General features: G+C 59.5%; 23 protein-coding genes. 8 read left to right on the forward strand and 15 right to left on the reverse strand.

What is annotated here, in order from left to right:
* Positions 1-908, reverse strand: a 908-nt coding sequence (gene odc2 / locus ABJN75_RS07350; RefSeq protein WP_348438260.1) for an ornithine/lysine decarboxylase, incomplete at its 3' end; no start/stop codon positions are given.
* Between the two features lie 554 nt (positions 909-1,462).
* Between odc2 and ABJN75_RS07355 the strand changes: the two genes are divergently transcribed.
* The 3 genes from ABJN75_RS07355 (at position 1,463) to ABJN75_RS07365 (ending at position 4,148) form a co-directional block, all read left to right on the forward strand.
* Complete coding sequence (locus tag ABJN75_RS07355) at positions 1,463-2,356, forward strand: LysR family transcriptional regulator (protein WP_348438262.1); 894 nt, start codon at positions 1,463-1,465, stop codon at positions 2,354-2,356.
* A gap of 92 nt (positions 2,357-2,448) precedes the next feature.
* A complete protein-coding gene (locus ABJN75_RS07360; RefSeq protein WP_348438264.1) occupies positions 2,449-3,105 on the forward strand; it encodes a DUF1007 family protein in 657 nt (218 codons plus the stop codon).
* A 35-nt stretch (positions 3,106-3,140) separates the two neighbouring features.
* Positions 3,141-4,148: a nickel/cobalt transporter gene (locus tag ABJN75_RS07365; RefSeq protein ID WP_348438315.1), complete on the forward strand. Its 1,008-nt coding sequence runs from the start codon at positions 3,141-3,143 to the stop codon at positions 4,146-4,148.
* Positions 4,149-4,155: 7 nt separating this feature from the next.
* On the opposite strand, the gene ABJN75_RS07370 is transcribed toward ABJN75_RS07365, so the two are convergent.
* The 3 genes from ABJN75_RS07370 to ABJN75_RS07380 all read right to left on the reverse strand — a co-directional run bounded on the left by ABJN75_RS07370 (position 4,156) and on the right by ABJN75_RS07380 (position 5,619).
* Positions 4,156-4,389: a hypothetical protein gene (locus tag ABJN75_RS07370; RefSeq protein WP_348438266.1), complete on the reverse strand. Its 234-nt coding sequence runs from the start codon at positions 4,387-4,389 to the stop codon at positions 4,156-4,158.
* A 100-nt stretch (positions 4,390-4,489) separates the two neighbouring features.
* Positions 4,490-4,945: a GNAT family N-acetyltransferase gene (locus tag ABJN75_RS07375; RefSeq protein ID WP_348438268.1), complete on the reverse strand. Its 456-nt coding sequence runs from the start codon at positions 4,943-4,945 to the stop codon at positions 4,490-4,492.
* Positions 4,945-5,619, reverse strand: a complete 675-nt coding sequence (locus tag ABJN75_RS07380; RefSeq protein WP_348438270.1) for a GNAT family protein — start codon at positions 5,617-5,619, stop codon at positions 4,945-4,947. The genes ABJN75_RS07375 and ABJN75_RS07380 overlap by 1 nt, the downstream gene beginning before the upstream one ends.
* An 85-nt stretch (positions 5,620-5,704) precedes the next feature.
* On the opposite strand from ABJN75_RS07380, the gene ABJN75_RS07385 reads away from it, so the two are divergent.
* Positions 5,705-6,883, forward strand: a complete 1,179-nt coding sequence (locus tag ABJN75_RS07385) for a pyridoxal phosphate-dependent aminotransferase (RefSeq protein ID WP_348438272.1) — start codon at positions 5,705-5,707, stop codon at positions 6,881-6,883.
* Between the two features lie 149 nt (positions 6,884-7,032).
* On the opposite strand, the gene ABJN75_RS07390 is transcribed toward ABJN75_RS07385, so the two are convergent.
* Entirely contained in the window at positions 7,033-7,707 is a 675-nt protein-coding gene (locus tag ABJN75_RS07390) for a LysE family translocator (protein WP_348438274.1), read from the reverse strand.
* 169 nt (positions 7,708-7,876) lie between these two features.
* Here ABJN75_RS07390 and ABJN75_RS07395 point away from each other — a divergent pair, with 169 nt between their 5' ends.
* Positions 7,877-8,908 (forward strand): helix-turn-helix domain-containing protein, encoded by a 1,032-nt coding sequence (locus tag ABJN75_RS07395; RefSeq protein ID WP_348438276.1) that lies wholly within the window; start codon positions 7,877-7,879, stop codon positions 8,906-8,908.
* Between the two features lie 64 nt (positions 8,909-8,972).
* On the opposite strand, the gene ABJN75_RS07400 is transcribed toward ABJN75_RS07395, so the two are convergent.
* The 8 genes from ABJN75_RS07400 to ABJN75_RS07435 all read right to left on the reverse strand — a co-directional run bounded on the left by ABJN75_RS07400 (position 8,973) and on the right by ABJN75_RS07435 (position 18,324).
* The gene (locus tag ABJN75_RS07400) at positions 8,973-9,530 is read right to left on the reverse strand and encodes a hypothetical protein (protein WP_348438278.1); all 558 of its coding nucleotides are present in this window, start codon (positions 9,528-9,530) and stop codon (positions 8,973-8,975) included.
* Positions 9,531-9,783: 253 nt separating this feature from the next.
* The gene (locus ABJN75_RS07405) at positions 9,784-11,400 is read right to left on the reverse strand and encodes a TRAP transporter large permease subunit (protein WP_348438280.1); all 1,617 of its coding nucleotides are present in this window, start codon (positions 11,398-11,400) and stop codon (positions 9,784-9,786) included.
* Between the two features lie 6 nt (positions 11,401-11,406).
* A complete protein-coding gene (locus ABJN75_RS07410) occupies positions 11,407-12,087 on the reverse strand; it encodes a TRAP transporter small permease (protein ID WP_348438282.1) in 681 nt (226 codons plus the stop codon).
* 185 nt (positions 12,088-12,272) lie between these two features.
* Positions 12,273-13,277: a DctP family TRAP transporter solute-binding subunit gene (locus ABJN75_RS07415; RefSeq protein ID WP_348438284.1), complete on the reverse strand. Its 1,005-nt coding sequence runs from the start codon at positions 13,275-13,277 to the stop codon at positions 12,273-12,275.
* A 287-nt stretch (positions 13,278-13,564) separates the two neighbouring features.
* Positions 13,565-14,932, reverse strand: coding sequence for a sigma-54 dependent transcriptional regulator (locus ABJN75_RS07420; RefSeq protein ID WP_348438286.1), 1,368 nt, complete (start codon positions 14,930-14,932; stop codon positions 13,565-13,567).
* A 94-nt stretch (positions 14,933-15,026) separates the two neighbouring features.
* Entirely contained in the window at positions 15,027-16,796 is a 1,770-nt protein-coding gene (locus ABJN75_RS07425; RefSeq protein WP_348438288.1) for an ATP-binding protein, read from the reverse strand.
* Positions 16,797-16,859: 63 nt separating this feature from the next.
* On the reverse strand, positions 16,860-17,558 hold the full coding sequence (locus ABJN75_RS07430) for a tellurite resistance TerB family protein (protein WP_348438290.1): 699 nt from the start codon (positions 17,556-17,558) through the stop codon (positions 16,860-16,862).
* A gap of 127 nt (positions 17,559-17,685) precedes the next feature.
* The gene (locus ABJN75_RS07435) at positions 17,686-18,324 is read right to left on the reverse strand and encodes a 2-dehydro-3-deoxy-phosphogluconate aldolase (RefSeq protein ID WP_348438292.1); all 639 of its coding nucleotides are present in this window, start codon (positions 18,322-18,324) and stop codon (positions 17,686-17,688) included.
* Between the two features lie 144 nt (positions 18,325-18,468).
* Here ABJN75_RS07435 and ABJN75_RS07440 point away from each other — a divergent pair, with 144 nt between their 5' ends.
* From ABJN75_RS07440 to ABJN75_RS07450, 3 genes are read left to right on the forward strand one after another with little or no spacing between them, the layout of a single operon-like run.
* On the forward strand, positions 18,469-19,410 hold the full coding sequence (locus ABJN75_RS07440) for a rhodanese-related sulfurtransferase (RefSeq protein ID WP_348438294.1): 942 nt from the start codon (positions 18,469-18,471) through the stop codon (positions 19,408-19,410).
* Entirely contained in the window at positions 19,407-20,657 is a 1,251-nt protein-coding gene (locus ABJN75_RS07445; RefSeq protein ID WP_348438296.1) for an FAD-dependent oxidoreductase, read from the forward strand. Before ABJN75_RS07440 ends, ABJN75_RS07445 begins: the two co-directional genes overlap by 4 nt.
* Before the next feature lie 23 nt (positions 20,658-20,680).
* Positions 20,681-21,685 (forward strand): 4-hydroxyproline epimerase, encoded by a 1,005-nt coding sequence (locus ABJN75_RS07450; RefSeq protein WP_348438298.1) that lies wholly within the window; start codon positions 20,681-20,683, stop codon positions 21,683-21,685.
* 39 nt (positions 21,686-21,724) lie between these two features.
* Here the strand turns inward: ABJN75_RS07450 and ABJN75_RS07455 are convergent, their stop codons facing one another.
* Both ABJN75_RS07455 and ABJN75_RS07460 read right to left on the reverse strand, forming a co-directional pair.
* Positions 21,725-22,441, reverse strand: a complete 717-nt coding sequence (locus tag ABJN75_RS07455) for a YetF domain-containing protein (protein ID WP_348438300.1) — start codon at positions 22,439-22,441, stop codon at positions 21,725-21,727.
* Positions 22,442-22,523: 82 nt separating this feature from the next.
* Positions 22,524-23,885, reverse strand: coding sequence for a GH1 family beta-glucosidase (locus tag ABJN75_RS07460; protein WP_348438302.1), 1,362 nt, complete (start codon positions 23,883-23,885; stop codon positions 22,524-22,526).
* Positions 23,886-23,985: the final 100 nt, after the last annotated feature.

The raw sequence follows: 23,985 nt of genomic DNA on the forward strand, positions 1-23,985 counted from the left end.
CGAATGGCTTCGTCCATGGTCTCGGCAAGTCCGCCGAACTTGCCGATATCGAGAAACACCCAGCGCACATTGTCATCGTCCGACTTGCGCGTCACCAGCACAACTTCGGCCTTGATCGCACCGGCATTTCCGACCATGCCGCGGCCCGGTTCGATGATGGTTTCGGGAATGTGGTTGCCGAAATGCTTGCGCAGCGACGCAAAGATCGCCTGACCATAGGCCTGCGCGGTCGGGATGTCCTTGAGGTAGCGGGTCGGGAACCCTCCGCCCATATTGACCATCTTGAGGTGGATGCCCTGCTGGGCAAGCTTGTCGAACACCCGGCGCGCGTCGCTGAGCGCTGCATCCCATGCGTCGAGCCTGGTCATCTGCGAGCCGACATGGAAAGACACGCCATGCGAGACCAGGCCGAGCTGATGCGCATAAACCAGAACGTCGACCGCCATCTGCGGCACGCAGCCGAACTTGCGCGACAGCGGCCATTCGGCGCCTTCGCCATCGGTCAGCACACGGCAGAACACCCGGGCGCCGGGAGCCGCGCGTGCAATCTTTTCTACCTCCTCATGACTGTCGACGGCGAACATCGAAACACCAAGTGCATGCGCCCGGGCAATGTCACGCTCTTTCTTGATCGTGTTGCCATAGGAAACGCGGGTGGCGGCAGCACCTGCCTTCATCGCCATTTCGATCTCGGCGACCGATGCGCAATCGAAACTGGAGCCCAGGCCAGCAAGCAGCCGCAAGATCTCCGGTGCCGGATTGGCTTTGACGGCATAGAAAATCGAACTGTCCGGAAGCGCCTTGCGAAACGACAGGAAATTGTCTCGCACCACATCAAGGTCAACCACAAGACAAGGGCCATCGGGACGTCGGGTGCGAATAAAGTCGAGAATTCGTGCAGTTGTCATCGGGTGCTCCGTTCCCGGCCCCGTCATCGGGGCCAAATCTAGACAGAGCATCGTACGGCCACATCCCGAAGCCGGCCTTTGGAGGAACCGGATAGCGGTGCGGACGCTTGATGCGTCGGTGGACCGAGCCATTTGTGGCGTTGGTCCGCTCATGTCTGCCTTGGATTGGAAGGAAATCCCGACCGCACTTCCGGCAATGAAGGTGTGCCTCTTCAGTAACCCCGGCTGTTGGAAAGCCGGCAGACACCAGAAAGGCCCGCACCGTCGTTGCTTCAAGATGTCCTCGCTCAACCGGATGGCCGGAGAAACGACTGGAGGGGTTAGTTCCAGGTACCTTACCGATTCCTCACCATTTCGAGGGTCGGCGGACACCCACAGGCACGTGCGACTTTGGGCTAGGCGCAGATAAGAGTTTCGCCTGTCGCAATCAAGTGTTTTCTTGGCTGCCCCTTGAAAAACAGTTTCTCTGAACGAATATCCGTGAACTGTTCAATTTGTAGTGACAATGCCATCGGTCGTGAATACCTGGCGCGAACCCCGAGGATCTGCCTTACATGGATACATTGACCCGCATTCGTGCCTTTATCGACGTGGTGGAGGCCGAAGGGTTTTCCGCGGCCGCACGCAAGGTCGGCCGCTCCAAGGCGCTGTTGTCGAAATATGTGCGCGAGCTTGAGGACGATCTCGGTGCATTGTTGCTCAACCGCACCACGCGGAAGTTCTCGCTGACCGAAGCCGGTCACATCTATTTCCGCACCGCCTCGGACATTCTCAAGGAAATCGACAATCTCGCGGATCTGGTGCGTGAAGGCTCGAAGGATCTCAAGGGCCGCATCCGGGTATCCGCGCCGCGCACCTTCGCCGATGCCGCCATCGGCCGTTCGCTGATTGAGTTCGCTGCCGCCCATCCGGATGTGACTTTGGAGATCATCTCCGACGACCGCTTCGTCGATCTGGTCGAGGAAGGCTACGATGTAGCGATCCGCATCACCAAGCTGGAGGATTCGGGGCTGATCGCCCGCAAGCTATCGGCTTTCTCGCTGATCGCCTGCGCCTCCCCTGAATTTCTCGAACGCCATGGCCCGATCACCCATCCATCACAGTTGGCAGGACTGCCCTGTATTATTGACACCAATGGACGGAGTCTCAACAACTGGCCTTTCGAGAACAAGGACGGATCCGTTTTCTCGGTGTCCGTGCACGGTCGGCTCGAGGTCAACAGCCCACTGACAGCCATGCGTGCGGCAGAGGCTGGCCTGGGTGTCGCGGTCTTGCCTGACTTCGTTTTCAAGGAGCGCCGGGACTGCGGAGCACTGGTTCCGATCCTTGCTGACTATCTTGTGACCGACCGCGGCATTTACGCGATTTACCCGCATCGCCGCTATCTCCCCGCCAAGGTTCGCGCCTTCGTCGATTTCCTGAGCCAGTGGTTTAAAACCAATCAGTGATTCCAATTGTCGCAGGTGCTGGCGCCCGCCGAATTTTCGTCCATATTCGCTGCCAAGACAGTCACCACCCAAGACCAACAGATCGGCGCATCATGACCACGCACCTGATTCCGCGATTGCCAGCCATCGCGGCGCTCGCAAGTTTGATTGCTCCGGCGTCAGCCTTGGCGCATCCGCATGTTTTCGCCGATGCGAGGCTGGAGATTGAGACATCGGCCGATGGGCGCGTCACTGAACTGCGTAACGTCTGGCGTTTTGACGAGGTTTTCTCCTCCAGCGTCATTCTGGATTTTGACGAAAACGCCGATATGAAGCTCGACGCCGGCGAACTCGCTAAGATCGGCGACATGGTCACCCAGTCGCTGGCCGAATTCGATTATTACACCAGCGTCACGGTCAATGGTAAGGACATCGGCATCACGCTTCCCGAAGCGATCAAGGTCGATTACCAGGACGGGCAATTGCTGATGTTCTTCGCCCTGGTCCCCGACAGTATTGAACTTGCGGGCAAGATAGCCTTCGGCGTCTTTGATCCGACCATGTATGCGGCTCTGGATTTCATCAACGACGAAGACATGGCGGTAACAGGTGCTTCGGCGTCGCGCTGCGCACGCAAGGTTGTGCGGCCGGATTTCGACGAAATCATAGAACAGAATCAGGCGTCCCTGACCGAAGCCTTTTTTGAAACAACCGGGAGCGGCGATCTTTCCAAACTGCTGGCGACAAGGCTGGAGCTGGACTGCAAATGAATTGGACAGTTTCGCGTGCGGTCATTGTGTCAGCCATGGGATTTGTTCTCGTCGCCGGTGCGGCGCATGCCCAATCCTCCCTGGGAATTGGCACGGCGGAGCCGTCCTTCTCGCCTTCCGGCTTTGGCGGCTCGTTTCTCAACTGGATCAATCAGCAGCAACAGGCGTTTTACCGAGCCCTGACCGGATCTCTCAAAGCGATGCGTACCGATCCATGGCAGATGTGGGGACTAATCAGCCTGTCTTTCCTCTATGGCGTGTTTCACGCAGCAGGCCCGGGTCATGGCAAGGCGGTGATTTCATCCTACATGATCGCCAACGAGGTGGCGCTCAGGCGCGGCGTGCTTCTGTCTGTACTGTCCTCGCTGCTGCAGGCAACAACCGCGGTGGCGGTGGTCGGGGTTGCCTATTACCTCTTGCGCGGCCTGTCGATTTCCATGACGCGGGCAACGCATTTCATGGAGATCGCAAGCTACGCGCTGATCGCAGCATTCGGCTTCTGGCTGCTCAGCCGGAAACTCATCTCCCTGCGACGCAGCCGGCCAGTGGCGGTTTCGGCGGCGATACAGTCGCACATCAATCATGATCATGATCATCATCATCATCATCACCACAATCACGATCATCATCATGACCATGACCATGGCCACCAACATCAGGACGGCGAAGTCTGCTCAAGCTGCGGTCATTCCCACCTGCCCGATCCCAAGCTGATCTCGGGTCGTGATTTCAGTTTGCGCGAAGCCTGGAGCGCCGTTGTGGCGGTCGGCCTCAGGCCGTGCTCAGGGGCGCTGATTGTGCTGACTTTTTCTATGCTGAACGGACTTTGGCTGGCCGGAATCGCTTCGGCTTTCGCCATGGCGATCGGCACGGCAATCACCGTATCGGCATTGGCGACACTGGCGGTCATGGCCAAGGGAGCCGCCGTGCGTCTGGCCGGCGCCTCCATGGGTGGCCGTGTCGGCACGATGATCGAAATCCTCGGCGCAGCGACCGTTATGGCTCTGGGATTGCTTCTGCTGGCCGCATCGCTACAGGCCTGAACCAACCTTATCCGGCGCTGTCTTTGTGGTCTTCGTTTCTCTTCTGCCGTTTACCCCGGAGCCAGAAGATAGCGAAGAAAGCCAGCACAAAGGCAATCGCCAGCGCATAGGACAACCACGGCGAAATCTCCGACAGGGACATCATCATCGCCGGCATGTAGTAAAAGACAAGCCCGGTGACGATCAGGATAACGGCCGCGGCAATGGCCGATGAGCGGTTTGAATTTGCTGGTTTGCTCATGGGATCACGGCTCCAATTCGGGCGACGAAACGCCAGGTTGTTCTGTCTGGTTGCAGCACCTGCTGCGGCCTTCCGGCCATCGACTCACGGCCGGCATTCATCATCCGGCACTGGAAGACGGTGCTGACATGTGAATCACGGTCCGTCCGGGCTTAACCTCTTCATGGTCGACTGCAAAGCCCAGTCTCTTGTACCATGCCAGCGCCGGATTAAGACTGTTTGTAATCAGGCCAACCCGATTTAATCCCAGTTCACGCGCCCGGTCGAACGTGGCCTCGAGCAGCAGGCGTCCACGCCCGGATCCCGCGACTTGCGGTGAAGTGGCAATCGATTCCAGGAATACCCGGTCTGTCAGGACCCGCAGGATCAAGACGCCATTGAGCACGCCCGCCTCCTCGTCAAGCCAGACTTCGCATTCATCGAGAATAGCCCCATAGTCCCATTCAAGCGGGATGGCCCGCGCCCCTACCGCAGCTTCGGTACGCGCATAGGCAGCACGTTGGAAGGCTTCGAGCATCTGGCGTTCGTCTGCCGTGGCGCGCCGAAGATGCTTCATCAGGCGCCCTGCCTCATACCCTCCAGCCGAATTTTCTGCTCGCCCTCCGGATTGAAATTGGAAGGTTCAAGCCATGCTTCGAACGCACGTTTGAGAGCCGGCCATTCCCCGTCAATCATCGAAAACCAGGCGGTATCGCGGTTGGCGCCCTTGGAGATGATATGCTGGCGGAACACGCCCTCGAACGTGAACCCGAGCCGGACTGCCGTTACTTTCGATGGCGCATTGTCGTTGTGACATTTCCATTCGTAGCGACGATAGCCGAGATCCTCGAACACATGCCGCGCCATCAGATAATGCGCTTCGGTGGACATCGGGGACCGCGCCATCGCGGCGCCGTGCGCAACCGAGCCGACCTCGACAACGCCATTGGCGGGATCAGGGCGCATCAATGACGCCATGCCGACAATATCGCCGGTGCGGCGGTTGCGGAATATGCACACCACCGTCCCCGTGCTTTTGTTGGCTTCCAGCCAGTCAGCAAGCTGTCCGGCAGCCTCGTAGGGACCGTTCGGGAAATACCGGATAAGCTCGTTGATGTCGGAACCGCCCAGGGCTTCCCACAACGCGGTTTCATGCACATCGCGCCGGAACGGTTCGATCATCACATATCGCCCGGTGACCGAGAACCCCTCGGGGGCGGGGCAGGATTTCCAGTTGCTCAAGTCGTGCATTTGATTTGCCTGAATTGAATTTCGCGCCGGAATAGGACATGAGTTGCAGGAACAAAACAACCACCCGGACAGGATAAAAGCGCTCATGATCCAGCCAATCGCTGCATTCGACCGCATCGGTGAGGAAAATGCCTTCGCCGTGCTCGCCCGCGCCACCGAGCTCGTCAATCAGGGTCGCGACATCATCAATCTCGGCATCGGCCAGCCTGACTTCAAGACTCCGGCACATATCGTCGAGGCTGCGGTCAAGGCCTTGCGCGACGGTCATCATGGCTACACCCCTGCCAACGGTCTGCTGCAGACCCGCGAGGCCGTCTGTCGCCGCACCCTGAGCATGACCGGCATCGAAATCTCTCCGGACAGCGTCATGGTCATGCCCGGCGGCAAGCCCACCATGTACGCCGCCATCCGCATGCTCGGCGAACCCGGTGTCGATATTCTGTATCCTGATCCGGGATTTCCGATCTACCGTTCAATGATCGAGCATGTCGGTGCCCGGCCCATTCCGGTACCGATGCGCGAGGAAAACGGCTTTGCCTTTTCCGCCGAAGAAACGCTGGCCTTGATCACTCCGCAGACCAGGCTGCTGATCCTCAACTCTCCGGCAAACCCCACCGGCGGCGTCACTCCCAAATCCGAGATCGACAAGCTCGTGGCAGGGCTTTCCGCTCACCCGAACGTCGCCATCCTGTCCGATGAAATCTATGACGTCATGACCTATGACGGCGAGCAGCACACTTCGCTTCTCACCTACCCCGAGATCCGCGACCGCCTGATCGTGCTCAACGGCTGGTCAAAGACCTGGGCCATGACCGGCTGGCGTATGGGATGGTCGATCTGGCCTGACAGCCTGATTGGCTATGTCAGGAAGCTCGCGGTCAATTGCTGGTCCTGCGTCAATGCGCCATCGCAATTTGCCGGCATCGCCGCAATCGACGGACCGCAGGACGCGGTGGCGGACATGCTTGAAGCTTTCGACCGCCGTCGCCGTCTGGTGACTGATTTGCTCAATGAACTGCCCGGCGTTTCCTGCGTCCTTCCCAAGGGTGCTTTCTATGCCTTCCCGAATATCTCTGCCACCGGCTGGAAAGCCAAACCGCTCGCCAGCGCACTGCTGGAAGAGGCCGGTGTGGCGTTGATTGGCGGACCCGATTTCGGGGTTCTCGGCGAGGGTTATGTCCGTGTCTCCTGCGCCAATTCCGATGACAATATCGAAAAGGCTATACAACGGATCGGAGACTATCTGGAAAGCCGGAAGCCCTGAACCGGTCAAGGGCGGCTTTCGCCGCCCTCGCCGTCATGCCGGGTCCTGGGAGGATTGGATGGGCATGTCTGATACTCAGGCTGCGCTCAAACAGTTAACGCCGCGTTAACCAGCCATGGCACGTTTTGGCCTTGCCTTTACACTTTCCTTCAGAATCTGGCTGTCAGAAGCTTCAATCCGGCAAATCCGAAAGCCAAGGCGAATGCGCCCTCGAACCACCGTCGCAGCCGGAGATACACAGCCACCACGCGATGGTTGGAAAACAGCACGGCGTAAGTCACGAAAACCCACACGCTCTGCAAACCAATGGCCAGGACCACCGCGGCGAGCTCCAGGGCGGTCGCGGTGACCGGAACGCCAACCGAATAGAGTGCGCCAAAGAACAGGATCGCCTTCGGATTGGTCAGGTGCATCGCCAACCCCTTGCCATAAGCCGCCAGGCAGCTTCGCGTCGATATCGATCGCAATTTCACCTGCCTGACCGAGAGGACGCCAAGGGTGCTTCTGTAGGCCAGATACAACAGGTATCCCGCGCCAAGATATCGCAACACATCAAACACCCAGGCATTGGCGAACATGATCGCGCTCAGTCCAAGCGCTGCCGCAATCGACCAGATCCAGGAACCTGAAATGATGCCCGCGCCCAGCGCCAGCGCCTGCCCTCGTCCATGCGCCATCGCCGTTCCGGCAATCGCCAATGTCGACGGCCCGGGGCTTGCTGTCGCCAGAAGCGCAGCGGTCAGGATCAGCGGGAAGTTGATATGATCAATCATGGCAGGGCTACTATGGTCCCCGACCATGCCGATCACAATGGCGCCAGACATGATATTGTCTGAAGCAATCCATTCGCGATTGTGATGAAAAGGGTATTTCGGTTTACACTACCAGCGCGTTGTTTCATCAACCTGCCCGGGGTAGGGATGAGCAACGACGCATCATCTCTAGGCATGAGAAGATGCTGCGAAGCTCTTCCCATGGCGATGGATCTCCAACATGGTCAATTTCCCCCTTGCATGGCTGGTCAGCGTTTTGGCGGCAATTGCGACCGCCGCTCTGGCGACAAACGGCAGGATGCCGGTGCCGGCTCGGGTTTTCTTCTGCGTGTTTCTCATGTCCCTTGCAGCAATCGGGATCGTGCTCGGCTTGCGATTGTCCTTCGAGATGAACGTACCCACTCAACTGCAGCCGATTATTGCCCTTCTGATGGGCCCCTCCGCCTATCTGGGTTTCCTGACGCTGACCCAGGACGGCGATCAATCATGGAAAAGACCATTTGCAATCAATGCCGGGCTTGTTGTCATCGCCCAGATTGCAATTCTGGTGTCACTTCCGGTTTCCGGCGATTTCATCGTTCTGGCATTCAACATCGCCTACCTGATCCGCATCGCAGCATTCCTGGGCCGTAATCCGGATGAATTCATTCATGTTGCGGCTCAGGCCATGCCGCTGATGCGCTCGGCCTTGTATGCAATCATTGCACTGTTGGGGTTGATGGTTGCGGCCGATTTCGCAATTGTCGCAGCCGGTGTCTTCGCCGGTGACGGCGGTGCAATGCAATTGCTGTCCGGAGCTTCGGGAATACTGGCAGCATTCTGCTTCGCTGTCGCCCTGATCGTGGCACCACAGATCGTGCGCCTGGGCATGACCGGCCTTGCCCAGAAGCAACCGCAACCGGCGTCATCAGAAGAAGATCGCAGGCTGCTTGAAGAGCTGGGCGCCATGATGGACGAGACCAACCTGTTCTGCGACACCAACCTGACGCTGGTCCGGGTCGCGCGCCGGCTGGTGGTGCCGGCACGGCAGGTTTCAAATGCCGTCAACCGGTGTACCGGAGACAATTTCTCTCGTTACCTGAACGGGTTTCGCATTCGTCACGCCCAGGAACTGTTGCGCGATACGAGCCTGCCGGTCACCGAAATCATGCTTGAAGCCGGCTTTGTCAGCAAGTCCAGTTTCAACGGAGAGTTCCGCCGCATCACCGGACTGACCCCGTCTCAGTACCGCACCCGAAATAAGGCAATGTGATGCATGTCGCGCAAATCCACACTGTGGTTTTGCGCGACATGCAGACACAGGGAGGTGACGCGGTTTACCCGGCCTCACACTCAATCTGACTGACATCGGCGCCCAACAGGTCTGCCAGCAGCGACTTGCCCGGGTTGAGGACGAAGCCATGCTCCACGGTCAGGCCTTCCACAATGGCAATCTGGTCAATCCGGGATGTACCCACGTGGTAATGGTCGCTGACTATATCCAGACCGCCGACAAGTGCCTCGGCAATTCCGGCGTCATTGATTGTCAGGCGAATGGGCCTTGCCTGAGTTGACGCGAACCCATCGCCGCCAAAGTCTCCGGCAACAAACCGCAGCGGCAACTGCACACATCCATTGCCGTCGGAGTTGCGGAGCAGCGCGAACCCGCGGCCGGCAATGCCGCGCAATTGCAGCAATGACGCTTCGCGGGCGCTTTCGATAACAACGATGCCGATTGAGCCCGCCGGGATCTCCTGGCCCTGGGCGGTTCGGACCGCAGCGCCGGACCGCATCACGCCTTCGCTCTGCGCGGCGCTCATCATGGATGCGGCGTACAGAGCCACGACTGCGATGGATGCATAGGTAAAAATGATTGGTTTTCTGTCTGTTCTCACGATGGACTCCCTTGAAGCGTGCTTGAATGACCGGCAGCGTTGACGCCACGGATGAGCCTCTTTGAAAGGCTTCGCACCAAAGGGAGCCCGAAAACGCGTTTCAAAACGTTCGGAATCGCATTTCAGAACCTGCGTTGATCCACCCACAGCCAGCAGACGCTCAAGGCGTTCCAGGACCGCATCAAAAGATACGGGGCGCTTTCGCGCCCCGACAGTTTGATTTGGGTATTGTTTTGTCTCAGGCACCCAATACCTATCTCGTGACGATTTCCGGCCCCATCAGGCTGTAGGGCAGCCAGGTCGACAAGGCAGGCACGTAGGTGACGATGATCAGGAACACCAACAACACCGCGACGAAGGGCATCGCGGCGCGAACCACTTGAACCAGACTCATTCCGGTGATCCCGGAGGTGACGAACAGGTTCAGCCCGATCGGAGGTGTGATCATGCCGATCTCCATGTTGACCACCATGATGATGCCCAGATGCACCGGATCAACGCCAAGTTCCATGGCAATCGGGAACACCACCGGCGCAACAATGAGAAGCAGCCCTGACGGCTCCATGAACTGACCGCCGATCAGCAGCAGGATGTTGACCGCGATCAGGAACGTGAACCATGTGAAGCCGTAGCCAAGCATCAGTTCGGTGATGGCGTCCGGGATCCGTTCCGAGGTCAACACATGGGCGAACAACAGCGCATTGACGATGATGAACATCAGCATGATGGTGGTCTTCGACGCATCGACCATGACCTTGCGGGTGTCTTCGTTGAAAAACGCCCGGCCAAAATTGCGGCCCATCAGTTTGAAGTTTCGTCCCCAGATCGGCAAACCCGCAACCAGCGCCGACGGCACGCCGGCAAGTCCCTTGTCACCGCGCCAGGCAACGTAGGCCACCATGATCACCAGCGAGATCGCCAAACCGAGATTGGACCGGCCGGCAAAGGTGACTGTTTCGGAATCATTGGTGGCGAAGAACGACAGGATCATCCAGACGAAATAGAAGGCGACCGCATAAACTATGCCGGAAAAGCCCGCCCGGCTGGCACGGGGGTCGGCCTCACTGACCCAGCTGATACCGGCCATCGGCCCCATGTCGCGGTAGATGAAGATCGCTATGAAGAAGGAATAGACTGCGGCCACGGCTGCGGCTTCGGTTGGGGTGAACACCCCGCCATAGATGCCGCCGATGATGATAATGATCAGGAACAGGCCCCAGCCGGCCTCCTTGCCGCCGGCGACAATTTCACCGATTCCGCGCCAGGGTTCTGCCGGAAGCCCCTTGACCCGCGCCACCACATAAATCGCGAGCATCAACATGAGCCCCGCGACAATGCCCGGGATCACGCCGGCCAGAAACATCCGGCCGACAGAGACGTCCGTTGCCGCGGCATACACCACCATCACGATGGAGGGCGGAATGAGAATGCCGAGTGTGCCGGCATTGGCGATGATCCCGGCGGCGAATTCCTTGGAGTAACCAACCTGCCGCATGCCGGCTATGGCAATGGTGCCGATGGCGACAACGGTGGCGGGCGATGATCCCGACAACGCTGCAAACAGCATGCAGGCAAGCACGCTGGCCATGGCCAGACCGCCACGAAAATGGCCGACCGCCGCTATCGCGAAGCGGATGATCCGCTTGGCCACGCCGCCGGTTGACATGAAGGCAGATGCCAGCACGAAAAACGGAATGGCGAGCAATGTGTAGTTCTGGGATGCGGTGAACAGCTGGATGGCCACCGACGACATAGAATCAGTGGAGAAGAAAGCGATCAGAATGATCGACGAGAGCCCCAGAGACACCGCCACCGGCACGCCGGCGAACAAGAGTCCGAGAACGAGTAAGAACAAAATTGCGGTTTCCATGGCGGATCAGTCCTTCAACACGTTGCGGTTTTCGGCAACGAGGTCTTCCGCCTCATGTCCGGCAATGATCAGTTCACGCTCGCCGCGCCAGATCGCCACCATGCCCTGTAGCGCACGGAAGCCGAACAAACCCAGTCCGATGGGAAGAATGAGATAGGCAATCCAGCGCTGCACGCGCTCCTTCAGGCCGAACGTGTCCTGCATCCATTCCGGATAACGCAGATCATCAAGGCCGATGCCGATCTGATAAAATTTCGACCAGTAGACCATCGCACCGCCACTGGTATCGGCGCCCAGAACACCGAGCCAGGAGGACTCGATCAGGATGGCCGCATAAAGGAAGGCGCAGAACGCGCCAAAGATCGCGAAGACCTTGAACACCGGCTTGGGAAACAGCCGCAGCAGCGCATCAACACCCAGATGCATCCCCTGTTTCAGGCCATAACTCATGCCAAACAGGATCATCCAGGCAAACAGGATCCGGGTGAACTCGAGCGCACCTGTCCAGCCGCTGTTGAAACCGTACCGCGCGACAACCTGAATGAAGGAGACGATCGTGATCATCGCCAGCAGGACAGCGAGAACGTTTTCCTCGAACCGCGTGACCGAAGCCGGGTTGCGGCGCTCCACAAACCAGAACAGCGCGATCACCGCTCCCATGATGAGATAAGGCAGATAGACAGTCATGCGATCCCCCGATTGACGTGTGCTCATCGCTTTTCAGGTCACCTACCTGAAAACGCCTCATGCATCCCGTCAAGATTCCGTGTGTACCCAAATGCCACCCGCGTGAGCATCATGATGCTCGCCGCATGTTCGAGAAGGCAGGTCCGTTAGACACCCCCGGGCCTGCCTTCTTGCGGATACTCCGCTTAGTTCATGGAGTTGGAAGCAACAGCGGCTTCGATCAGATCGGAGCCGATATCTCCCTCGAACTTGGTCCAGACCGGCTTCATGGCATCAACCCATGCCTGACGCTGTTCGGGGTTGAGTTCGCGGATCGTGCCACCAGCATCGATGATGTTCTGGCGGTTCTTGGCTTCCGTGGCGGCGACCGCAGCATTGGCTTCGATCGTCACTTCGTCGACGATCTTGACGAACTGATCGCGGAAGTCGGCGTCAAGGCTGTTAAGCCACTCGGTCGACGTCACCAGCAGGTAGGCCAGCAACTGATGGTTGGTCTCGGTGACGCCATCCTGCACTTCAAAGAACTTCTGGGTGTAGATGTTCGACCAGGAATTTTCCTGTCCGTCGACAACGCCGGTCTGAAGAGCGCCGTAAACTTCCTTGAACGCGAGCTTCTGGGCCGAGCCGCCCATGGCTTCGATCATCGCAACGGCGACGTCTGAAGTCTGAACCCGGAATTTCAGGCCATCGGCGTCCGTGGGAAGCAGCAGTGGCTTGTTGGCCGAGAACTGCTTGAGGCCTGACGACCAATAGCCCAGACCGGTGTAGCCGACGTCTTCCATCACGGTCAGCAGACCCTTGCCGGAATCCGACTGCACAAAGGTGTCAACGGATTTGAGGCTCGAAAACAGGAACGGCAGGTCGAACAGACGATACTTGAGGGTGTAGGCTTCGAACTTCGAAAGCGAAGGCGCGGCGAGCTGAACATCACCCAGAAGCAGTGCTTCAAGGACCTTGTCATCATCAAACAGGGTCGAGTTGGCGAATACTTCCATGCAGGCCTTGCCGTTCATTTCCTCGTTGACCCGCTCGGCCAGAAGCGTGGCGGCATCGCCTTTCGGGTGACCGGTTGCGGCAACAACGTGGCTGAACTTGATGACCATCTCGCCATCATCGCAATTGGCCGAAGCAGCGTTGGCGGTGAGCAGGAGTGCGGCGGCGGAAACGGCGCCAAGAAGAAGCTTTTTCATGAAATATCCTCCACTGGGGCAAAATGCCCGGAACTGTTTGACGAAGCGGAGACTGGAGAAAGACCGGAATGGCGGGCCTCAAGCCCGACGTCCCCCGGCGACGTCCTCCCGTCCATCGCATTCAAGATACATGCTTAGCAAAAGTTGTGCCAATTCAGCCAATAATGACAGAAACCCCGTAAACGGCCCGCAGCCTTGCTGGAAAACTACAACATCAGGACCGAAAAGTTACTGGAGAGGTCTTAAGTGGGCAGTGAACGACCCACGCCCGGACCGCTATGTAGCGATTACGACCCGTTCCCGGCATCTTCCACGGATATGCTGAGCCGTCGCATTTTCTCATACAAGCCTTTGCGCGAGATACCGAGGCTTTCATAGGTCGGCTTGAGCGCTCCGTCGTTCCTGGCGATTTCCGCGATGATGACTCCCCTCTCGAATGCATCAATGCGATCGGGCAGGCTGCCGGACAAGGCGTCCACCGGCGCTCCGGGTCCGGACCCGAAACCGGCCCACATTCCCAGGACAAACCGGTCAGCGACATTGCGCAGTTCGCGCACATTGCCGGGCCAGGCATGCGCCATCAGACCGGCCTCGATCTGCGGCGTGATATCCGGGATCTCCCGGCGGTATCGCGCCCGCGCTTCCCTCGCCATGTGGAAAAACAAAAGCGGAATGTCGTCCTTGCGGGCCTTGAGCGGCGGGATTTCCAGCGTGATCACATTGAGCCGGTAGTAAAGATCGGTCCGGAAGGCGGGATTGTTGTTGAGATCGGCCTTGGTCGCCGCCACGAACCGCACATCAAGTGGCACCTGCCGGTTCGATCCCAGCCGTTCGATCATCCGGCCTTCGATGGCGCGCAGCAGTTTGGCCTGCAGGTCAATCGGCATCGATTCAATCTCGTCAAGAAAAACAGTGCCGCCATTGGCATGCTCCAACTTGCCGATCCGCAATTTCTGGGCCCCGGTGAAGGCGCCCGCCTCATGCCCGAACAGCTCCGACTCAAAGATATCCGCTGGCAGTGCAGCGCAGTTGATGGCGACGAAATTGCCTTTGCGCCGTGGTCCGAAATCATGCAGCGCGCGCGCAACCACCTCCTTGCCCGTGCCGGTTTCCCCGGTAATGAGAACATCCGCATCGGTCTGGGCAACGGCCGAGATCTGCGCCCGCAAATGCTGGATGGCCGGATTGCGACCGACCAGCCGCGCTGACAGATCGTCTCCGCCGTCAAGCGCATTGCGCAGCATCCGGTTTTCCAGCACCAGCCGGCGTTTTTCAATCGCTCTCTCGACCACGGAAAACAAGCGGTTGGCGGCAAACGGCTTCTCGATAAAATCATAGGCCCCCGATCGCATCGCCTCCACCGCCATCTGCACATCGCCATGCCCGGTGATCAGCACCACCGGCATTGTCGGGTCGATCGCCAGCACCTGACGCATCAATGTCAGCCCGTCGATGCCGGGCATGCGGATATCCGACACGATGACGCCATAGAGGCTGCGCAGCGGCAGATCGCCGATGTCACTTGCGTCTGCATGGGCGACAACGTTCAGCCCCTCAAGTTCCAGCGATTGCTTGAGAGCATGGCGAAGATCGGCGTCGTCATCGATGAGATGAATGACACGATCTTGTTCTCTCAAGGCGGAGTTGTCTTCCAAGGCAAGGCTCCCGTTCAGCGCTCATGCGAAACCCCTGAAAACCACGCCGGCTCGAACTTGTCCAGCTTCACCGCGTTCCGCCGTCACCGGTCGGTTACAAATCGCGCGTCGCCGGAGCCTCCGGAGCAACACTGGCGCGCAAGGTGATCGTGAAGCGAGCGCCGCCCTCGGGCTGGGTGGTCGCCACGATTGTGCCGCCGAAATCACGGATGATGTTGTCGACGATCGAAAGGCCGATGCCGATCCCCTCACCGACCCCCTTGGTGGTGAAGAACGGATCGAACACCTTTGGCAGTTCATCCGCAGCGATACCCGGACCGTTATCCGTCACGGTCACCACAACCCGGTCGCCTTCCCGCCTCGCATCGATATCGACAATCGCGCCGGGTCTGCCCGACAGCGCGTCGATGGCGTTGTTGATCAGGTTGACGAACACCTGGCCAAGCCTGATACGCCCCCCCTGGACATAAAGGCCCGACACACCCGGCGACACATTGATACTGTCAATACCGGATGCCCGCGCCCTGGGTCGCGCCAGGAGCAGCGCCTCATCAATGATGGTGCCCAGCGGCACCGGGCCGATGGATGCGCCAGGTTTGCGCGAGAACGACAAGAGCGTTCTCGACAATTCCGCCATCCGTTCAACCAGACCATTGATGCGTATGAGGTTTCCCGAGACCTCCTGCGGCAAACCACGCTCAAGGAACCGCAAGGCGTTATCCGCATAGGAACGGATCGCCGCCAATGGCTGGTTGTACTCATGGCTGAGCGCTGCCGACATCTGGCCGAGTGCGGCGAGCTTGGCGGTCTGAACCAGTTCATCCTGGGTCTTGCGCAGACGCTCCTCCGCTTCGCGACGGACTTCCACCTCATGACTGAGCGACCGGTTGGTTACCGATAGCGCCCGCGTCCGGTCGCGCACCACGCGCTCAAGCCGCAGCGCGGTCGCCCGGTCGCTGCGCGTGCGGATGATCGCCATCTCGTTGCGGCGGAGCGCCACGAGCGCAATCAATCCGGCGAGCAAACAGGCAAGCGTTGCAATTGCCGCTGCGCTAAGCCGGGATGCGGCAACCGGCGCAGGGTCGGCCAGGACATGCAGGTCCCATTCGAGCAAAGGCAACCTGCGGGTCAAATCAAGCCGGTCCTCAAACCGGCCCTTGATCAGATAGCGGTCGGAGCGGCCGGCTTCGCGCAGCTGGGAGATCGGCTCCAGCCGCCAGTCAGGATCATTGGTCAGGAAAACCGTGCCGGTTCTGTCGGTCACGAAGATGCGCCGCGCCGATAGCGCCCATGCGGCTTCGACACGATAAAAATCAACATAAACGATGACAACACCGACGAATTTGCCTTCGCGGCGAACCCCCGACGAAAACGCATAGGTTCGGTGATCTTCGCCATAGGAGAGCGCCACCCGACCCAGCCGTCCTTGCCTGGCGACTTCAATGAGTTCAGACAGGTCCTCGTCGCTTGTGACAAAAGTTCCGCGCGCATTGGCCAGCAGCTTGCCATCGGGAAAGTGGAACGCGACATCCATTGCCGCCGACATCCCGGCAATCTGTTCGGCTGTGCGGCGCGCGTCGACGGTTTGAGCGTTCCCCTCGACGTCCCGCACGAAAAGCGCCCGGATGGATGACTGCCGTGACAACAGGGGCGGCAGCAAGCGGTATTTGTCGAGCACGCCGGAAAGAATTTCGGTTTGCACGGCCAGGGTTTCGCCAGCCTTCTGCATGACATCGGAAAGCGCCTGGTCTTCTGCCCTGCGAACAGACCAGGCAACAATGATCACCGCGACAACCGCCCAGGCGACAAACAGCCCTGTTCGGATTGACCGGAAGCGTTTCTCAATGACGGAACGTGATCGCATCGCCGGACTTTAGCGGCTTTACTGGTCCGGGCAAGCAGGACCAGCCGTCACTGTTTGAAAGCGTCAGACCTTTGCGGACGCCACTGTCGCCTCGATGTGATCGACAAGCGGATCGGCCAGGCCAAGGCGTCCGGCGAGCAGATCGAGAAATCCGCGTTCCGCTCTGCTGTCAGGTTCGATCGTGAGCCGTGCAGCGGTATACATTTCCACTTTCTGCGCCTCGGTCGAAGCCGATCTCACAATGCCATCCATATCGACAGGCTTGGTCAGCTCATCGGAAAGAAAGTTCACCGCATCTTGGCCAAGGCCGGACAGCGCCAGCTTGTCGAGTATCCGGTTGCGCTCAGCATCGTCGACATGGCCGTCAGCGCGGGCCGCAGCGATCATCACGCGAACAAGCGAGACTGCAAGATCGTCGCCCACCGCTGCCGGTTCGACCGCGAAGCCGGAATCTGAAGGCGGCGGCAGCAATTCAGGCTCACCGGTCACGGCACCATTACCGGGATTCTTGCCTGCCTGATAGTTTTTCCAGGCCTGGTAACCCAATCCGGCAATCGCCGCCATGCCGCCAAGTTTCAATGCCGATCCGCCCAGCGCCCGTCCGGCGCCCGTTCCAAGCAACACGGCGCCAATCGCGCCCGTTGCAAGCGGATTGTCCTTGGCGAATTGCGTCGCCTGATTGGCCTTGTCGCGGACGGACCCATCCGTGCCAGGAATGCTGGAACCGAGAAACTGGTCGAGCAGAGCTTTGGGATCAAACATCGGATGCGGTCCTTGTTTTCTGGATGTGATGCGCCCGTGCGCCCACTACCGATCTCAAATAGGAATACAAAACCCCGTTTTCAAATAGGACTCGCGCAATATACCGCTACCAGAAAAGCGGACGTGTCTACGAGGTCAGCCACGAGGCCTCGGTGGCGAGCCGGGTTATGCCATCCCAGTCACCGGCCTCGACCAGCGCCGTGGGCGCAACCCAGGACCCGCCAACACAGATGACGTTGGATAGCGACAGGTAATCGCGCGCATTGTCGGGCGTTATGCTACCGGTCGGGCAAAACATCGTGCCTGCCAGAGGCGAGGCGAGTGATTTGAGATAGGCTGCGCCGCCCGCCTGTTCAGCCGGAAAGAATTTCAGCACCTCGTAGCCCTCTTCCCTCAGCGCCATGACTTCGCTCGGGGTCGCCGCACCTGGCAACATCGGCACCGGTGATTTGCGCGCCACATCGAGAAGCTCCTGGGTGGTGCCGGGAGATACGATGAACTGCGAGCCGGCTTCAACCGCCTGGTGATACTGACGCGCGTTGAGCACAGTGCCTGCGCCGGGAACCGCGTCCTCGACTTCATCGGCAACCGCGCGGATCGCTGCAAGCGCCACCGGTGTTCTCAGCGTGATCTCGATCGCCTTGAGCCCTCCGGCAACCAGCGCCCGGGCCAGCGGCACCGCATGGGCAAGATCCCTGATGACGAGCACGGGCACGACAGGCTGCAATTTCAATATGGAAATGAGGGCTTGGGTTTTGTCACCCATGTTGCTGGTCCTTTCGCGTCGTCAATCCAAGCGCACCGAATAGCCTTTCATGGTTGGCTTGTCCATGTTGCCACACGTTCGCGGACTCAGGTGAGGCGTACTGACCGATTGCCTGAAACGCATGGACGCGCTATTTCCGTTTGCATGAAGACAGCTTTGCAAACACCCGTTCCGAACCAGCCGGTGGTCGTCGCCGCGCTCTACCATTTTGCCCGGCTCGCGGGACATGAGGCTTTGCAGCAGCCTCTTGCCGATCTGTGCGACAATAGGAGCGTGAAAGGCACCTTGCTGCTGGCGCGTGAGGGCGTCAACGGCACCATCGCAGGCTCGCGGTCGGCCATCGACGCCGTGCTGGCGCATCTTCGCGCGATACCCGGGCTTGGGGCGCTGGAACACAAGGAAAGCAGCGCGCACAAGATGCCGTTCAGACGAATGAAGGTGCGTCTCAAGAAAGAGATTGTCACCATGGGCGTTCCCGACATCGACCCGCTCGAGGGAGTTGGCGCCTATGTTGATCCGCAGGATTGGAACAAGCTGATTTCAGATCCCGATACCATCCTCATTGATACCCGCAACGACTATGAAGTTGGAATTGGTACTTTCAAGGGTGCGATCAATCCGGAAACCAGCACCTTCCGCGAGTTTCCGGGCTGGGTCGAAAACGCCGGCCCGGAAGACAGAAGCAAACCGGTCGCGATGTTCTGCACGGGCGGTATCCGCTGTGAAAAGGCCACCGCCTTCATGCGGGCAAAGGGCTATGAAAATGTCTTCCACCTCAAGGGCGGCATCTTGAAATATCTCGAAGAGGTGCCCGAAGAGGAGAGCCTGTGGCAGGGCTCCTGTTTTGTCTTCGACGAACGCGTCGCGGTCACCCACGGCCTGCGCGAAAGCGATGAAATCCTGTGTCGCGCCTGCCGCAATCCGGTCAGCCCGGAAGAACAGGCGTCCGAGCTTTTCGAGGAAGGCGTGTCCTGCCCGCATTGCCATGCAAGCCGTAGCGAGGAAGACCGCGAGCGGTTCCGCATGCGCCACCGGCAGATGTTGGCAGAACGTGCGAAAGCTCTCAGCCTTCCGGAACGAGCATGAGCCAGGGCCGCAAACGGATTGTCATCGTCGGCGCCGGAATCGTCGGCATCGCCACCGCTGCGCTTCTGGTCGAGCAAGGTCATGCCGTTACCGTGATCGACCGCACCGGGGTCGCTGCTGAAACCAGCAAGGGCAATGCCGCAGCGCTGGCATTCTCCGACATCATGCCGTTGGCGTCACCGAAAATCCTGTTCAAGGCTCCGAAGTGGCTGCTCGATCCACTGGGGCCGCTGTCGATCAGACCATCCTATTTGCCGAGCCTGACGCCCTGGCTCTGGCAGTTCTGGAAAGCCAGCTTGCCTGGCCGGTACGAAGCTTCGATTGCAACGCAAACCAGCCTGATGCGACTGGCCGAAGCCGAAATGATGGCACTGGTCGATCGAGCCGGGATCGCCGGAATGGTCCGCCATGACGGCTCATTGGAGCTTTATGAAAGCGACGCGGAGTTCAACGCGGCCAGGAATGGCTGGCAACGGCGTGAGAAGGCCGGCATCGCATTCGAACATGTCCGAGGCTCCCGTATGGACGAACTGCAGCCCGGACTGTCACCACGCTTTGTTGCAGGCACATTCGTGCCGGGCTGGAAAACAGTGTCCGAACCGCAAAGTTTCGCGCTGGCGCTATGGCAGCATGCAGAACGTCACGGAGCAATGTTTGACAAGGCCGAGGTCCGGAGCCTCGAGCGATATGAAGAAGGCCCTTCTGTCAGGCTGGCCGACGGGACAAGGCGAGAGGCAGACCGTGTTGTCATCTGTGCCGGGGCCTGGTCGAAGCGATTGATCGATCCTCACACCCGGCTTCGCATCCCCCTGGACACAGAGCGCGGCTACAACACCACTTTGCCTCCGGGCGCCTTCGATCTCAAGCGCCAGCTGATCTTCGGCAATCATGGCTTCGTCATCACCCCGCTGGAAACCGGTTTGCGCGTCGGCGGGGCGGTGGAACTCGGCGGACTCGATCTGCCACCCAATTATGCCCGCTCGAAATCCATGCTCGACAAGGCTGCAACTTTCCTCCCCGGACTGAAAACATCAGACGGTGTCGAATGGATGGGCTTCCGGCCTTCGATGCCCGACAGCCTGCCGGTAATTGGCGCGCTGCCCGAAGATCCTTCCGTTCTGCTTGCCTTCGGCAATGGCCATCTGGGCCTGACCCAATCCGCGGCGATGGGCCGGCTGATCGCCGATCTCGTGGCCGGCACAAAACCGAGCATTGACATTGCGGCCTGCCGGCCCGACCGTTTCTGAAAACCCGTACAAAAGAGCAAGCCATGGCGCGCAATCGTTTCTTCTGCATCGACGGCCACACCTGCGGCAATCCGGTCCGCGTCGTCACCGGCGGCGGGCCGCAACTTGACGGCGACACCATGCTGGAACGCCGGGCGCATTTTCTTGAGGATTATGACTGGATCCGCACCGGGCTGATGTTCGAACCGCGCGGACACGACATGATGTCGGGCACCATTCTTTATCCGCCGACCCGTGACGATTGCGACATTGCCTTCCTGTTCATCGAAACCTCCGGATGCCTGCCGATGTGCGGTCACGGCACCATCGGCACCGTCACCATGGCGATCGAGAACGGACTGGTCAGCCCCCGCGAACCCGGGGTTCTGGCGATCGACACACCGGCCGGCCGTATTGTCGCCCGATACCAGCAGACAGGCCGCAAGGTCACCGAAGTACGGCTTACCAATGTGCCGGCTTTTCTGCATTCAACCGGCATCAAGACCTGGTGCGAGGGCTTGGGCGACATTACCGTCGATGTCGCCTATGGCGGAAATTTCTACGCCATTGTCGACACCCAGGAAAATTTCACCGACATGGCGGAGTTTTCGGCAGCCGATCTGGTACGCATGAGCCCGGCGCTCCGGCAGCGGATCAACAGCGAGCATGAATTCGTCCATCCCGAAAAGTCCGACATCCGCGGATTAAGCCATATTCTCTGGACCGGCGTACCAACAAAGCCCGAAGCCGATGCCCGCAATGCCGTCTTCTACGGCGACAAGGCAATCGACCGCTCGCCCTGCGGCACCGGAACATCGGCGCGGATGGCGCAATGGGCAGCGAAAGGCAATCTCAAGCCGGGTGATGATTTCGTGCATGAAAGCATCATCGGTTCGCTGTTTCATGGTCGTGTCGAAGCGGCCACCGAAGTGGCGGGCAAGCCCGCCATCATCCCGTCTGTCGCCGGCTGGGCGGTGGAAACCGGCCTCAACACAATCACCATTGACGATGAGGAAGATCCTTTCGCTCACGGTTTCGTGGTCCGCTGATCAAGCGCCGACGGGCCCACGCCCGACGCCGTTATGCCGTCACGCCGTAGCGGGATCTGCCATCATCGCCGGTGTCCAGTCTTCTCCACCGCAGTTGTGGCAACGTCGCTCTGTCCGGGCCCGCAACGAGCCGCATTCCATGCAGCACAGGCTCAGCGAGCCTGCGCCTTCATCTTCGGACGGGAGCGAAATGCGCGCTGGCGGACAAATCTCGTGCGGCGGCACGATCGGCATCCCCGCGCCCGGAGTTTTGGCGCGGAACACGCTGAGATCGCCGTTGGCCTCAAGGAATGCCGCCTCCACCTCGCCGAGATTGCGGATCCCCTCAAGCCGCAGAAGCGCCAGCACCTCGGCCTTGCCCATACCCCGGTCGGACGACAGCTCCGTGTTGAGCGTTCCACCTCGCACGATCCAGGAGGGTATTCCGTCGATCGCCTGCTGTGCCGTGTCTGATCTCAACATCAGCAGATCGAGCCCCTTGTTGATCACAACGATAACGGTGATCACCAGCATCGCATGGAGAAGCGGCACATCCGGATAGAACAGCGAATCCCCGACCGCCGATCCGAGCGCGATCACCAGCAGGAATTCCACCAGTGAGAGCTGCGAAATGCTGCGCCCGCCGATCCAGCGGATCAGGCCGAATGTGTAGATATAGATGATGATTGTGCGGAACAGGATTTCGAAGAGAAACACTGGCGACTGGTCGCCCAGCAGCATGCGCGTCCAGTCAAATGGGATGACGGTTTGATCCATGGCGGCGGCTCCGGCTGATTTTCAACCCGATAACGTTCCGCCACCGCCGTGGTTCCTCGCCCGCCAAATATAAACCGGCCTGTCAGCCGGCAGCGTGCGCCACAACCAGGTCACGGTACCAATAGCCGGATTGCTTGACCGTGCGTGCCTGCGTTTCGTAGTCGACATGCACCAGTCCGAAACGCATCGAATAACCTTCGGCCCACTCGAAATTGTCCATCAGGCTCCAGGCGAAATATCCCTTCAGCGGATAGTTCTCGGCGATCAGATCGGCGGCAACGGCGAGATGGGACGAAATATAGTCGAGCCGCATCGTGTCACTGACGGCACCGTTTTCGACATCCGTGTTGTCGGCAGCACCATTCTCGGTGATGTAGAATTTGGGGAGCTTGTAGCGGCCATACAGATCCCTGACCACATGGGACAGGCCCAAAGGCTCGATTTCCCAGCCGATATCGGTCTTTTCCGGCTTGACCGCGGAAGCGGTTGCGACATGCGGAAACGCCGCCGACGGATCGGCGCTGACCCGCATCGGCGTGTAGTAGTTCAACCCCCAGAAATCGAGCGGCTGGCGGATCGTGTCCAGATCGCCATGCTTGATATGCAACGCCAGATCCCGGCAGCCCTCAAGCACGGAGGGCGGGTAGACTCCCTCGAAAACCGGTCCGAAGAACACCCCGTTGTTGAAATCATTGGCCCGTTCCGCGGCCTTGCGATCAGTTACCGCATCGGTTGCGGCCATCACGCTCATCGCATTGAGAACAATGCCGACCGGAATGTCGGGTCGTTCGGCCCTGATCGCCTGGACGCCCAGGCCATGAGCCAGATTGGTGACGTGAAGCGCAGCCATCGCCGCTTCAACAGACCGCTCACCGGGGGCATGAACGCCCATCAGGTGACCCAGATAAACCGAGCACCAGGGCTCATTGAACGTGACAATCGTATCAAGCCTGTCGCCCAGACGACGTGTCACGGTCCCTGCATACTGCGCAAAAGCCGACGCGGTGTCCCGGTCGGTCCACCCGCCGCGGCCCATCAACGCAAGCGGCAGGTCCCAATGGTAAAGTGTCGCAAACGCCTTGATGCCGCGTGACTTCAGCCCATCCAGCAACCGGTCGTAGAATTCAAACCCTTTTTCATTGATCTCGCCAATGCCATCGGGGAAAATACGGGGCCAGGCCAGCGAAAAGCGGTAGGCCTCAACGCCGAGCCCGGCCATCAAGTCGAGATCGGCTTCAAGCCGGTTGTAATGATCGCAGGCCGCGTCACCGGTATCACCGCCCTTGACCCGCCCCGGCATGTGGGAAAATGCATCCCAGATCGAGGGTTTGCGTCCGTCCGCGTGTGCGGCACCTTCGATCTGATAGGAAGCGGTCGCGACGCCGAAAATGAAATCCTCGGGAAAACGGTGAGCCAGCTTCTGCGGCGACCTGTCAGGTGACATTGCGGTTCCAGTGTTGGTTGGTGTCGGTGCATCCCCCATACAGGCGTCTCCACGCGAGTGCTACCTGCACCGGGGCTTCACGATCACCGGCATGACCTGA

This window comes from Hoeflea sp. (assembly GCF_039975035.1).
Classification (GTDB): Bacteria; Pseudomonadota; Alphaproteobacteria; order Rhizobiales; family Rhizobiaceae; genus Hoeflea.